General features: G+C 72.0%; 11 protein-coding genes. 4 read left to right on the top strand and 7 right to left on the bottom strand.

Annotated elements, in window-relative coordinates; all coding sequences use genetic code 11:
* Window positions 1-92 precede the first annotated feature (92 nt).
* Both QQY66_RS37220 and QQY66_RS37215 read right to left on the bottom strand, forming a co-directional pair.
* Window positions 93-1,343 carry an AI-2E family transporter gene (locus tag QQY66_RS37220; RefSeq protein WP_301984737.1) on the bottom strand — a complete coding sequence of 417 codons (1,251 nt, stop codon included), beginning with the start codon at window positions 1,341-1,343 and terminating at the stop codon, window positions 93-95.
* 60 nt (window positions 1,344-1,403) lie between these two features.
* Window positions 1,404-1,598, bottom strand: a complete 195-nt coding sequence (locus QQY66_RS37215) for a DUF3046 domain-containing protein (RefSeq protein WP_301984735.1) — start codon at window positions 1,596-1,598, stop codon at window positions 1,404-1,406.
* 80 nt (window positions 1,599-1,678) lie between these two features.
* Between QQY66_RS37215 and QQY66_RS37210 the strand changes: the two genes are divergently transcribed.
* Window positions 1,679-2,623 (top strand): hypothetical protein, encoded by a 945-nt coding sequence (locus QQY66_RS37210; RefSeq protein ID WP_301984734.1) that lies wholly within the window; start codon window positions 1,679-1,681, stop codon window positions 2,621-2,623.
* A gap of 6 nt (window positions 2,624-2,629) precedes the next feature.
* Here the strand turns inward: QQY66_RS37210 and QQY66_RS37205 are convergent, their stop codons facing one another.
* From QQY66_RS37205 to QQY66_RS37195, 3 genes are read right to left on the bottom strand one after another with little or no spacing between them, the layout of a single operon-like run.
* Window positions 2,630-2,938 carry an AzlD domain-containing protein gene (locus QQY66_RS37205; RefSeq protein WP_301984733.1) on the bottom strand — a complete coding sequence of 103 codons (309 nt, stop codon included), beginning with the start codon at window positions 2,936-2,938 and terminating at the stop codon, window positions 2,630-2,632.
* Window positions 2,935-3,681: an AzlC family ABC transporter permease gene (locus tag QQY66_RS37200; RefSeq protein ID WP_301984732.1), complete on the bottom strand. Its 747-nt coding sequence runs from the start codon at window positions 3,679-3,681 to the stop codon at window positions 2,935-2,937. Before QQY66_RS37200 ends, QQY66_RS37205 begins: the two co-directional genes overlap by 4 nt.
* On the bottom strand, window positions 3,582-4,544 hold the full coding sequence (locus QQY66_RS37195) for an AraC family transcriptional regulator (protein WP_301984731.1): 963 nt from the start codon (window positions 4,542-4,544) through the stop codon (window positions 3,582-3,584). Before QQY66_RS37195 ends, QQY66_RS37200 begins: the two co-directional genes overlap by 100 nt.
* Window positions 4,545-4,660: 116 nt before the next feature.
* Here QQY66_RS37195 and QQY66_RS37190 point away from each other — a divergent pair, with 116 nt between their 5' ends.
* The 3 genes from QQY66_RS37190 to QQY66_RS37180 all read left to right on the top strand — a co-directional run bounded on the left by QQY66_RS37190 (window position 4,661) and on the right by QQY66_RS37180 (window position 11,442).
* Window positions 4,661-9,649, top strand: coding sequence for an ATP-dependent helicase (locus QQY66_RS37190; protein ID WP_301984730.1), 4,989 nt, complete (start codon window positions 4,661-4,663; stop codon window positions 9,647-9,649).
* Between the two features lie 110 nt (window positions 9,650-9,759).
* Window positions 9,760-10,599 (top strand): Fpg/Nei family DNA glycosylase, encoded by an 840-nt coding sequence (locus QQY66_RS37185; protein ID WP_301984729.1) that lies wholly within the window; start codon window positions 9,760-9,762, stop codon window positions 10,597-10,599.
* A 78-nt stretch (window positions 10,600-10,677) separates the two neighbouring features.
* Window positions 10,678-11,442 carry an SDR family NAD(P)-dependent oxidoreductase gene (locus QQY66_RS37180; protein ID WP_301984728.1) on the top strand — a complete coding sequence of 255 codons (765 nt, stop codon included), beginning with the start codon at window positions 10,678-10,680 and terminating at the stop codon, window positions 11,440-11,442.
* On the opposite strand, the gene QQY66_RS37175 is transcribed toward QQY66_RS37180, so the two are convergent.
* Both QQY66_RS37175 and QQY66_RS37170 read right to left on the bottom strand, forming a co-directional pair.
* On the bottom strand, window positions 11,393-11,668 hold the full coding sequence (locus QQY66_RS37175; protein WP_301984727.1) for a hypothetical protein: 276 nt from the start codon (window positions 11,666-11,668) through the stop codon (window positions 11,393-11,395). The two genes, QQY66_RS37180 and QQY66_RS37175, sit on opposite strands and share 50 nt — an antisense overlap.
* A 211-nt stretch (window positions 11,669-11,879) precedes the next feature.
* The gene (locus tag QQY66_RS37170) at window positions 11,880-12,350 is read right to left on the bottom strand and encodes a Dps family protein (RefSeq protein ID WP_301984725.1); all 471 of its coding nucleotides are present in this window, start codon (window positions 12,348-12,350) and stop codon (window positions 11,880-11,882) included.
* Window positions 12,351-12,487 lie beyond the last annotated feature (137 nt).

The following is a 12,487-nucleotide window of genomic DNA, read 5'->3' as shown; positions in this document are numbered from 1 at the left end:
GTTCGATTTTTGTGTCAAGCACACCACGCGACACCTCCGAGCCTACGTTCACGGCCCGACAACGCCCCGAATTCGCCGGATCCGCCCGGGATTCAGCGCTCCGTCCGGGAGTCAGCGCTCGTCCGGGGCCTGGTCGCCCACAGCTCACGCGCCCGCATGAACAGGCCGGGCCCGGACTCCCCTCTCCGATGCCCATGGACACGGGGGTCGTCCGTGACGTCGTACCGCTTCACATAGGCCCCGAGGAACGCCTGCAGCGTGGCGACCGCCGGAATGGCGATCAGCGCGCCGACGGCACCGAGGAGGGCAGTGCCCGCGACGACCGAGCCGAAGGCGACCGCGGGGTGGATGTCGACGGTCTTCGCGGTCAGCTTGGGCTGCAGCATGTAGTTCTCGAACTGCTGGTAGATCACGACGAAGATCAGCACCCACAGCGCGTACCAGGGATCGACGGTGAAGGCGATCAGCATCGGCAGGGCGCCCGCGAGATAGGTGCCGATGGTGGGGATGAACTGCGAGACCAGGCCCACCCACACGGCGAGCACGGGCGCGTACGGCACGTCCAGTATCTGGAGCAGGATGTAGTGCGCGACTCCGGAGACGAGCGCCATCAGGCCGCGTGAGTACAGATAGCCACCGGTCTTGATGACGGCGATCTCCCACGCGCGCAGCACCTCGGCCTGCCGGGCGGGCGGCAGCACCGAGCAGATCGCGCGCCGCAGCCGGGGGCCGTCCGCGGCGAAGTAGAACGAGAACAGCGCGATCGTCAGCAGCTGGAACAGGCCTCCCAGGACCTGGGTGGATACATCCAGGACGCCGGTGGCGCTGTTCTGCACGTAGCTGCGCAGCCAGTCGGAACGGAGCAGACCCTCCTGGATGTCCACCCGCTTCAGATCGGCGTGAAAGTGCGCGTTGACCCAGTTGATCACGGAGTCGAGGTAGTTCGGGAAGTCCTCGACGATCTTGATGATCTGCCCCGCGAGCATCGAACCGAGCAGCGTGACGAACCCCGCGGCCGCGATCATCACGGTGAAGAAGACGAGGAAGGTGGCCAGTCCCCTGCGCATCCCGCGCGCGGCCATCCAGCTCACCGCGGGCTCGATGGCCAGGGCCAGGAAGAAGGCGATGAGGATGTTGATCAACAGGCCGGTGAGCTCATGGAAGGCCCAACTGCCCAACTGGAACACGGCGAAGAGGGTGAGCGCGAGCACCATGGCGCGCGGCAGCCAGCGCGGCATGCGGGCGTTCGACCCGGCGCCGTCGGCCGGGGGACGGGTGGGCGGCGTCGTGCCCAACGGGGATGCCTGCGGGGTGACCTGGCCGGTCTCGTCAGTGCGTGCCACGGAGCAAGTCTCGCCCACGGCACCGACAATCGGACCCCGTGCTGCGATCTTCGTGACCTGTCAGCGCTTGTCCTGTGGCACGTTCATGACCGCGCAAACCACGCGCCATACGTCCTTGGCCTCCCAGCCGGCATCGAGCGCCCCGTACACCGTGCGCCCGCCGAGCTCCGCCATCACGTGGTCGCGCGCGAACGTATCGGCGTATCCCTGACCGAAGTGGTCAGCCATCCGCTGCCAGAAGACCGTCAACCGCATGACTCCAGTATCCCGCCCCTGAGAGTGGGCCTCGGCCGGGAGCCCTCGCCGGGACCGCGTTGCGCCCTACGGTCTGTCGCATGGCCGAATCCGGAGCTTCCCCACTCCCCCCGACGCCCCCGGCGCACTCCCCGCTCTTCCGCGCCGAGCAGTTCGTCTGGCTCACCGCGCGCGTGCTGGAACAGCGCCTGTTCGCCCACCACTTCCTGCACGGCAGCCCCGACCCCGTAGAGGCCGCGCTCGACGCCTACCGCAACGAGGACGGCGGGTACGGCCATGCGCTGGAACCCGATCTGCGCGGCCCCGTGAGCCAGCCCCTGCACACCGGTCACGCCCTGCGTGTGCTGGACTCCATCGGACGCTGCGCCGGGCAGCGAGTGGAGCGCGTGTGCCGCTATCTGACGTCCGTCTCCACTCCGGACGGCGCACTGCCGTCCGTCCACCCCGCCCAGCGCGGCTACCCCACCGCCCCCTTCGTGCCGATCGTCGACGACCCACCCAGCGAACTCCTGGCCACCGGACCGGTGGTCGGCCTGCTGCACCGCAACGAGGTGTGGCACGCCTGGCTGTTCCGGGCCACGGACTTCTGCTGGCACACGGTCGAGTCCCTGAAGCAGTCCCATCCGTACGAGATCCAGGCGGCCGTGGCCTTCCTGGACTCCGCGCCCGACCGCCCGCGCGCGGAGGCGGCCGCCGACCGCCTCGGCCGCCTGGTACGCGAGCACCGGCTCGCGGCACTGGACCCGGAGCACCTCGACGCCTTCCCGGTCGCGCCCGGCTACGCCCCGGAGGAACACCACTTCCCGTACGACTACGCCAGGACCCCAGGTTCTCTCGCGCGCGCGTGGTTCACCGACGAGGAGATGGAACGCTCCCTGGACCACCTGGCGAGCCGGCAGCAGGAGGACGGCGGCTGGCCGATCACCTGGCGCCAGTGGGCACCGGGCACAGCACTGGAGGCACGCCCCATGGTGACGATCGAGGCGCTGCGCACCCTCAGGGCGTACGGCCGGACCATCGGCTGAGCCCGGTCACCCGCCCACGGCGCGCACCCCGGCCGTCACCACCACGGCCGCCGCGACGACCAACAGGAACGGAGCGCGCAGCACCAGTGCGACAGCGGCTGCGGCGAGACCGGCGGCCCTGGCGTCCAGCACCAGAGCGCGGCCGTCGTCGAAGGTCTGCTGGGCCGTGAGGGCGGCGAGGAGGGCGACGGGCAGCAGGGCTGCCAGGCGCCTGACAAGCGGCCTCTCGAGGGCACCCGCGGGCACGAGCAGTCCGGCGAGCTTGACGGCGTAGCAGCCGACGGCGGTCGCGGCGATCGCGATCCAGATGTTCAACGGGCCTCCTCTTCCGCCTCGTCGCGTACGGTGCCCCTGCGCCGCCCCTCCAGGAAGAGCACCACCGGTGCCGCGAGCGCGGCCGCCAGGACCGGCACTCCGGCGGGCAGGACAGGCAGTAGGCCAAGGCCCAGGAGGACGGCGAGAGCGGCCACGGCCCGCTCGGTGGTGGATTTCAGCATCGGCGCGAGCAGTGCCAGGAAGACTGCCGGCCCTGCCGCGTCGATCCCCCACGCGTCCGTGTCGCCGATGGCTTCGGCTCCCAGCGCGCCGAGCAGCGTGGTGAGGTTCCACAGCACGTACAGGGCCAGTCCGGTGACGGCGAAGCCGATACGGGCGCTGCGTCGCGTCGGCTGCGCGAGCGCCACGGCCGCCGTCTCGTCGATGACCCACTGGGCGGCGAACGGCCGCACCGCGCGCGGGAGTGCCAGCAACTGCGACAGCCGCAGCCCGTAGAAGGCGTTGCGCACGCCAAGGAAGAAGGCACCCGCGGCTGCCGTGAACGGATTGCCGCCCGCCGCCAGCGCCCCCACCAGCGCGAACTGGGACGCGCCGGTGAACACCAGAAGGCTCAGCGCACAGGTCTGCAGGAGCGTGAGCCCGCTTCCGGCCGAGGTCACCCCGAAGGCGAACCCGGACAGTCCTACGGCGACCCCGACTCCGAGGGCGTCGCGGACGACGGCGGCGTCGGCCCTGTCTTCTGCTCCGGCGCGTATCTCCGGGAGAGCTGTATGGTCTGCCACGCCTGGGACGGTAGGCGCAGCCCCTGCTGCGCGTCTTGTACGTTCTTGCGCTCACGCCGGTACGCCCCCGGAGGGACCCCGACGATCCGGCTGAAGTGGCGGTTCAGGTGGGGCTGATCGGTGAACCCCACCGCCACGGCCGCCTCGGCGGGCGTCGAACCCGCGTCCAGGAGGCGTCGCGCCCGCCGCACGCGCGCGTCGGTGAGCCAGGCATGCGGCGGCATCCCGTAGGCGTCCCGGAAAGCCCGAAGCAGGGCGAAGGGACTGGTTCCGAACTCGGCCGCCAGCCGCTCCAAAGTCGGCGGCTCGGCCATCCGCTCCTCCAGCACGGCACGCGCGCGTGCCGCGATCCGCGCGCCTGCCGTCCGCGGGTCTCGCCGCGGCAGCGGCCCGCCGTTCAGCCTGAGCAGCCGGGTCACCGCGACCCTCAGCAGGGTGTCGGCGGCCAGCGCGTTGCCCTCGTCGGCGGCTCGGAGCACCTGATGCACCAGGCTCACGGTGTACGGATCGTCGACCACGGGGCTGATGAAGCCGGGGGTACCGCGGATCGTCGTGGTCTCCGCGGCGATCTCGGCCACGACCTCCGGCGAGGGGTACACGGCGCCGTACCGCCATCCCTCGGGCACGCCCGCACGGCCGGTGTGCGCGGTGTCCGGGTTGACCAGCGCGAGCGCGCCGGGGCCGGCGTACTCGTCGGCACCGCGGTGGTGGAACACCTCCACGCCCTCGGCTATGGCGGCGATGACGAAGTTCTCGTGCGTGTGCCGCACGAAGGTCTTGTGGATGTACCGGGCCCGCAGCAGATCGACACCGGGCAGCTCCGCGTACTGCCAGTGCCGCGCCCGCTCACCCGAACCGGCCATGCCCCCATTCTCACCACGACCCCGCCAACGTCTCACCACGACCCCGCCCCACCTCGCCGCCGGATATGTCGTCGCAGGTCAGAGCGATTGTCAGTGGCCGGGTGCAGGATGGACGCATGGTCAGCTCCGCACATCGAGCCCTGGACGGCTTCTCCCCCGCGACCCGCGGCTGGTTCACGGGGGCCTTCTCCGCGCCCACCGCGGCCCAGGCGGGCGCGTGGCGGGCCATCGGGGAGGGCTCGGACGTGCTGGTGGTGGCCCCCACCGGCTCCGGCAAGACCCTGGCCGCCTTCCTGGCCGCCCTCGACCAGCTCGCCTCGACACCCCCGCCGGCCGACCCGAAGAAGCGCTGCCGTGTCCTCTATGTGTCTCCGCTGAAGGCCCTGGCGGTCGACGTCGAGCGCAACCTCCGCAGTCCATTGACCGGCATCCGGCAGGAATCCGTGCGCCTCGGCCTGCCCGAGCCGGAGGTCAAGGTGGGCATCCGCTCGGGCGACACCCCGGCCGCCGAGCGCCGCGCCCTGTCCACCCGCCCCCCGGACATCCTGATCACCACCCCGGAGTCCCTGTTCCTGATGCTGACGTCGGCCACCCGCGATGCGCTGACCGGCATCGAGACGGTGATCCTGGACGAGGTGCACGCGGTGGCCGGTACCAAGCGCGGCGCCCACCTCGCGCTCTCCCTGGAGCGCCTCGACGAACTGCTCCCGAAGCCCGCCCGCCGTATCGGCCTCTCCGCCACCGTCCGCCCGGTCGATGAGGTGGCCCGCTATCTTTCCCCCCGCCGCAAGGTGGAGATCGTCCAGCCCAAGTCCGGCAAGGAGTTCGACCTCTCCGTCGTCGTCCCGGTCGAGGACCTGGGCGAACTGGGCGGCTCCCCGGTGGCCGACGGCAGCGAAGGGGCCGAACGCCCGTCGATCTGGCCGCATGTGGAGGAGCGCATCACCGACCTGGTGCAGGCCCACCGCTCGACGATCGTGTTCGCCAACTCCCGCCGCCTCGCGGAACGTCTGTGCAACCGGCTCAATGAGATCGCCTACGAGCGGGCCACCGGCGAACCCCTGGACGAGCACCACGCCCCCGCCGAACTCATGGGCGGCTCAGGAGCAGCCCAGGGCGCCCCACCCGTCATCGCCCGCGCCCACCACGGCTCGGTCTCCAAGGAGCAGCGCGCCCTCGTCGAGGAGGACCTCAAGGCAGGACGGCTCCCGGCCGTGGTCGCCACCTCCAGTCTCGAACTCGGCATCGACATGGGCGCCGTCGACCTCGTCGTCCAGGTCGAATCCCCGCCGTCCGTGGCCTCCGGCCTCCAGCGCGTAGGCCGCGCGGGACACCAGGTCGGCGCCGTCTCCACCGGCGTGGTCTTCCCGAAGTACCGCGGCGACCTCGTCCAGGCGGCCGTGGTCACCGAGCGCATGCGCACCGGCTCGATCGAGTCGCTGAAGGTGCCGGCCAATCCACTGGACGTCCTCGCCCAACAAATCGTCGCCATGACGGCGTTGGACACCTGGCAGCTCGACGACCTCCTCGCCACGGTCCGCCGGGCCGCACCCTTCGCCTCGCTCCCGGAGTCGGCGTTCACAGCCGTGCTCGACATGCTCGCGGGCCGCTATCCGTCCGACGCCTTCGCGGAGCTGCGTCCGCGCGTGGTGTGGGACCGCGTCGCCGGCACGATCACCGGCCGCCCCGGCGCCCAGCGTCTAGCCGTCACCTCCGGGGGCACGATTCCCGACCGGGGCCTGTTCGGAGTGTTCCTTGCCGGAGCCGACCCCAAGAAGGGCGGCGGCCGGGTCGGCGAGCTCGACGAGGAGATGGTCTACGAGTCCCGCGTCGGGGACGTCTTCACCCTCGGCACCAGCTCCTGGCGCATCGAGGACATCACCCGGGACCGCGTTCTGGTCTCCCCCGCGCCGGGTGTACCGGGCAGGCTCCCCTTCTGGAAGGGCGACCAGCTGGGCCGCCCGCTCGAACTGGGCCGCGCGGTCGGCGCGTTCCTCCGCGAGGTGGGTTCCCTGCCCAAGGACGACGCCCGCCTCCGCCTGCTCGCCGCGGGCCTGGACACCTGGGCCGCGGACAACGTCCTGTCCTACCTGGACGAACAGCGCGAGGCCTGCGGCCACATCCCGGACGACCGCACGATCGTCGTGGAGCGGTTCCGCGACGAGCTCGGCGACTGGCGGATCGTCGTCCACTCCCCCTTCGGCGCCCAGGTGCACGCCCCCTGGGCCCTGGCGCTCGGCGCCAAGCTCTCCGAGCGGTACGGCATGGACGCCCAGGTCATGCACGCCGACGACGGCATCGTGCTGCGCCTGCCCGACGCCGACATCATGGGCCTGGACCTGCTCGACCAGGCACCGATGAAGGCAGGCACGGAGTACGACGCCGAGCAGGCGCCGGTCGGCGCGGCGGACGTGGTCTTCGACAAGGGCGAGGTCGACCAGGTCGTCACCGACCAGGTGGGCAGCTCGGCGCTGTTCGCGTCCCGTTTCCGCGAGTGCGCCGCCCGCGCGCTGCTGCTGCCGCGCCGCAACCCCGGCAAGCGCACCCCGCTGTGGCAGCAGCGTCAGCGCGCCGCCCAACTGCTCCAGGTGGCCAGCGAGTTCGGCTCGTTCCCGATCGTCCTGGAAGCGGTCCGCGAGTGCCTCCAAGACGTCTTCGACGTCCCCGGACTCGTCGAGCTGATGGGCGACCTGGAGTCCCGCAAGGTCCGCCTGGTCGAGGTCACCACCGCCGAGCCCTCCCCCTTCGCCCGCTCCCTCCTCTTCGGGTACGTGGCACAGTTCCTGTACGAGGGAGACTCCCCGCTCGCCGAGCGCCGCGCCGCCGCCCTCTCCCTGGACTCGCGGCTGCTGGCCGAGCTGCTCGGCCAGGCGGAGCTGCGCGAGCTGCTCGACGCCGAGGTTCTCACCGAGCTGGAGAAGGAACTCCAGTGGCTCACCGAGGACCGCCGCGCCAAGGACGCCGAGAGCGTCGCCGATCTGCTGCGCCTGCTCGGCCCGCTGACGGAGGCCGAGTTGGCCGAGCGGGGCGCCGAACCGCAGTGGGCCCAGGACCTGGCCGGTGCGCGCCGCGCCATCCGGGTCCGGATCGCCGGCGCCGACCACTGGGCGGCGATCGAGGACGCGGGCCGCCTGCGCGACGCGTTGGGCACGGCGCTGCCGGTCGGCGTCCCGGAGGCCTTCACCGAGCCGGTCAAGGATCCGCTCGGCGACCTCCTCGCCCGGTATGCCCGCACCCACGGCCCGTTCACATCGGCCACCGCGGCGGCCCGCTTCGGTCTGGGCGTGGCGGTCACCGAGGGCGCGTTGCAGCGCCTGGCGGCGAACGGCCGGGTCGTACAGGGGGAGTTCCACCCCGCCGGCATCGGTCAGGAGTGGTGTGACGCGGCGGTCCTGCGCCGTCTCCGGCGCCGTTCGCTGGCCGCGCTGCGGCATGAACTGGAGCCGGTACCGCCGCCCGCGCTGGCCCAGTTCCTGCCCCAGTGGCAGCACATCGGCAAGGGCCACGGACTGCGCGGCATCGACGGACTGGTGCGTGCCGTGGAGCAGTTGCAGGGCGCGTCCGTACCGGCATCGGCACTGGAGAAGCTCGTCCTGCCGTCCCGCATCGCGAACTACACGCCCGCATTGCTCGACGAACTCACCGCCACGGGAGAGATCGTCTGGGCCGGCGCGGGCGCGCTCCCCGGCAAGGACGGCTGGGTGTCCCTCTACGTCGCGGACGCGGCCCCACTGCTCCTGCCGCCCCCGCATCCCCTGGAACTGACCGCACTCCATCAGTCCGTCCTGGACGCCCTCTCCGGGGGCTACGGCCTGTTCTTCCGCCAGATCGCCGACCAGGTCCGGGCCACCACCCATCCCGACGCCACGGACCCCCAACTGGCCGACGCCATCTGGGACCTCGCCTGGTCGGGCCGCCTGACGAACGACACCCTCACCCCCATGCGCTCCCTCCTGGGCTCGGGCCGTACCGCGGGCTCCACGGCCCACCGCGCCAAGCGCACGGTCCCACGCGGTCGCTACGGCTCGCTGACCGCCGCCGCCCGCCCCGCCTCCCGCACCGGCCCCCCGACGGTCGCCGGCCGCTGGTCCCTGCTGCCGGAGCGCGAGCCCGACACCACCGTCCGCGCCCACGCCCTGGCCCGCACCCTCCTCGACCGGCATGGCGTGGTGACACGGGGAGCCGTCTCCGCCGAAGGCGTCGAGGGCGGCTTCTCGGCGACGTACCGCATCCTGTCCGCCTTCGAGGAGAGCGGCCAGGCAAGGCGCGGCTACGTGGTGGAGGGCCTGGGCGCCGCCCAGTTCGCCATGGACGGCGCGGTCGATCGCCTCCGCGCGGTGGCGTCCGCCCGAGAACGGGGCGAGGCCCTGCCACCCGAGCCGTACGACGCCTCCCACGGCTTCCCGCCCGGTGCCTTCGAGCCGCTGGACGGCTTCACGCCGGAGGGCTTCGACGCGTCCGACGGCTCCACAGCGGACGGCTTCGAGGAAACCGACGGCTCGACTCCCGGCCGTGACTACGATTCCGCTCCCGGCCATGACTACGGCTCCACTCCCGGCCATGACTTCGGAACCCCCGGCTTCGAAGACGGCTTCGGCACCCCCCGCTCCCACGCCTCCCGCCCCAACTCCCCCCGCCCCCGCGACGAGTACACATCACCGCGCGACTTCCCCCCACCCCGTACGACCCCGCACCGCACCCGCACCACACCCGACTCCCGAGCCGTCGTCCTCGCCGCCGCCGACCCCGCGAACGCGTACGGTGCCGCGCTTCCCTGGCCCGAGCCTCCGACAGGCGCCGGGCACAAGCCGGGTCGCAAGGCGGGCTCCCTCGTGGTCCTCGTCGACGGCGAGCTGACGCTCTACATGGAGCGAGGCGGCAAGACGCTCCTGGCCTGGCCCTCCACCCCGGACAGCGCGGCCACGGACGACCCACGCCTGCGGGAGGCCGCGGACGCGCTCGCCACGGCCGCCCGCGCGGGCTCCCTCGGCACGGTCACGGTGGAACGCGTCAACGGCGCCTCGGCCCTGACTTCCCCCCTCGGCAGCCTCCTGGAAGGATCCGGTTTCATCGCCACCCCCAGGGGCCTCAGACTGCGGGCCTGACCCACCCGCACGCACGTGCACGGCATCACAGCACCACGACGGCAACCCTCGTCGGAGCAACACGGCAACCCCCGTCAAGGACGACGCCCCCGAAGGAGAGACGGACCGACATGCCCGAAGGAGACACCGTCTGGCAAGCCGCAAGGCGCCTGCACGGCGCGCTCGCGGGCCAGATGCTGACCCGGAGCGAACTCCGGGTCCCCAAATTCGCCACCGTCGACCTCACCGGCCGGACCGTCCTGGAGGTCACTCCCCGCGGCAAGCACCTGCTCGCCCGCATCGAGGGCGGCCTGACCCTCCACTCGCACCTACGGATGGACGGCTCCTGGAAGGTGTTCGACGCGGGCCAGCGCTGGACCGGCGGCCCCGCCCACCAGATCCGCGCCATCCTCGGCGCAGCTGCCCACACAGCCGTCGGCTACCGCCTCCCCGTCCTGGACCTCCTCCGCACCACCGACGAGCACCGCGCCGTGGGCCACCTCGGCCCCGACCTCCTGGGCCCGGACTGGGACCCCGACCGCGCCCTGGTCAACCTCCTCTCGGACCCCGCCCGCCCCCTCGGCGAGGCCCTGGTCGACCAGCGCAATCTGGCCGGTATCGGCAACGTCTACAAGAGCGAGCTCTGCTTCCTGCTCCGCGCCACCCCCTGGCTTCCCATCGGCGCCCTCCCCACCGAGCACGCCGCACAGCTGCCCGCCCTCGCCAAGCAGCTCCTGGAGGCCAACCGCGACCGCCCTGCCCGCACCACCACGGGCCGCCGCGGCCAGGACCTCTTCGTGTACGGCCGCGCACCCCGCCCCTGCCTCCGCTGCCACACCCCGATCCGCGTGGCCGACCAGGGCGACGGCCGCCGCGACCGCCCCACGTACTGGTGCCCGACGTGCCAGGCCGGCCCCGTCCCGGCGCCCGGCACCTCTCGCAGGAGACGGAACCCACCCTCGTACGACTGAACGAACCGGCCGATGCGACCGCACCCGCCCCCGCACAACTAATTGACGGGCCGTCAGAAACCCTCGTACCGTCCCTTCATGCCCGTCAAGGCGTACGACCTCACCGGACGCACCGCATTCGTCACCGGGGCCGCCGGCGGAATCGGCCGGGCCTCGGCGGTCCTGCTCGCGGAGGCGGGAGCCACCGTGCACTGCGCGGACCGCGACACACAGGGCCTGCACGAGACGGCGACCCTGATCAAGGACACCGGTGGCACCGCCCACACCCACGCCCTCGACGTCACCGACCGCACGCGGCTCCAGCAGGCCGTCCACTCCTGCGAGCATCTGCACGTCATGGCCGCGGTCGCGGGAATCATGCACAGCAGCCCCGTCCTGGACACCAGGGACGAAGACCTCGACCGCGTACTGAACGTCAACTTCAAAGGCGTGCTGTACGCCTGCCAGGAGGCCGCCCGGCTGATGCTCGCCCAGCAGATCAGGGGCAGCATCATCACCATGGCGTCAGGAGCCGTCGACACCGGCGGCCCCGGCCTGCTCTGCTACGGCGCCGCCAAGGCGGCCGTGGTCCAGCTGACGAAGACACTGGCAGCCGAGGTCGGCCGGCACGGCATTCGCGTCAACGCGGTCGCTCCGGGCTGGATCCGTACGCCCATGACGGACCGCCACGACAGCGAGGCTCAGGCGCACACCGAGTCGCTGATGGCCCGGAGGTCGCCACTGGGCCGGGTCGGCGAGCCGGAGGACGTGGCCCACGCGGTCCTGCATCTGGCGTCGGACGCGTCGGCCTTCACTACGGGCCAGATCCTGCGCCCGAACGGCGGGGTGGCGATGCCCTGGTAGCGAGGGCCACCCGCCAGGCCTCCCGCCAGCGTCCGGCCCGCACGGCGCCTGCCGCCCGCTCCTTCGGCACACAGTGCACCGGCAGCAGACTCAGTCCCCATCCCCCGGCGGCGACAGCGCCCTCCAGCACCCCGACATCGGGCGCCAGGGCGAGCCGCAGCACTGCCCACCACCACAGCACCCCGAGCCCGAGGGCCGCCCCCCAGCGCACTATCGACCCCGTCATGGCACCACCTCCGGCCCGACGCTAGAGGGCCACCTCACCCGCCGGAAGGGCGCACCCACGGCACACGGATGCAGCACAGGCCAGTACCGTCACACCCAGGAGGCACGACCCCCGTCAAGCACGGCGCCCTCAAGCTCGCGGCCCGGATCATCCCGCGAGCACGACCACGTCACAGACCTGCGGCTCGGAACATCCCGCAAGCACCACCACGTCACCCGTTCTCGGCCTGGAACATCCAGTGATGCTTCTCCAGGTCCGCGGTGACCCCGATGAAGATGTCCTGGCTGACCGGATCGGGCTCGGCGGTCGTCCCGATCCGTTCCCGCATGCGAGTGATCACCGCACCCAGGGCATCGACCAGCGCAGCCACCGCATCGCCGTCCGTGACCCAGCCCTCGCGCACCGGACCGATGCCGCTGCCGACCGCCACCGTCGCGGCGCGCCCGTCCGGCGAGACACCCAGCGCCGAGGCGCGCTCGGCGACGGTGTCGGAGTGCGTCCTGGCCAGGGCCACCACCTCGTCGAGCTGAAGATGGACGGAACGGAAGCGCGGGCCGACCACGTTCCAGTGGATCTGCTTGGCCACCAGGGCGAGGTCCACCAGGTCGACGAGGGCGCCCTGCAGCGCCTCGGACACGGTCTTCAGATCCGCGTCGGACAGCGGGCTCTTGACGACGTACATCCGAACCTCCGTTGGGTTGCCCCGTCACATCTCTCCACCATGACCGCCCCACCCGACACCGGCAAACGGACCAAAAGGAACATATAGGGAACGAGAAAACCCCGGCAGCGCTCCCCCGGGTCTTCCCGGAAGAGCCC

Origin of the sequence: Streptomyces sp. DG2A-72 (genome assembly GCF_030499575.1) — a bacterium.
Lineage (GTDB): Bacteria > Actinomycetota > Actinomycetes > Streptomycetales > Streptomycetaceae > Streptomyces.
Note: the sequence above shows the minus strand (reverse complement) of the source record. Positions and strands in the feature narration are given on the sequence as shown.

Excerpts from the sequence above, each read along its gene's own strand:
- QQY66_RS37175 (WP_301984727.1), bottom strand. The coding sequence starts at position 11,668 with ATGACGGGGTCGATAGTGCGCTGGGGGGCGGCCCTCGGGCTCGGGGTG.
- QQY66_RS37190 (WP_301984730.1), top strand. The coding sequence starts at position 4,661 with ATGGTCAGCTCCGCACATCGAGCCCTGGACGGCTTCTCCCCCGCGACC.
- QQY66_RS37185 (WP_301984729.1), top strand. The coding sequence starts at position 9,760 with ATGCCCGAAGGAGACACCGTCTGGCAAGCCGCAAGGCGCCTGCACGGC.
- QQY66_RS37215 (WP_301984735.1), bottom strand. The coding sequence starts at position 1,598 with ATGCGGTTGACGGTCTTCTGGCAGCGGATGGCTGACCACTTCGGTCAG.
- QQY66_RS37180 (WP_301984728.1), top strand. The coding sequence starts at position 10,678 with ATGCCCGTCAAGGCGTACGACCTCACCGGACGCACCGCATTCGTCACC.
- QQY66_RS37210 (WP_301984734.1), top strand. The coding sequence starts at position 1,679 with ATGGCCGAATCCGGAGCTTCCCCACTCCCCCCGACGCCCCCGGCGCAC.
- QQY66_RS37170 (WP_301984725.1), bottom strand. The coding sequence starts at position 12,350 with ATGTACGTCGTCAAGAGCCCGCTGTCCGACGCGGATCTGAAGACCGTG.
- QQY66_RS37195 (WP_301984731.1), bottom strand. The coding sequence starts at position 4,544 with ATGGCCGGTTCGGGTGAGCGGGCGCGGCACTGGCAGTACGCGGAGCTG.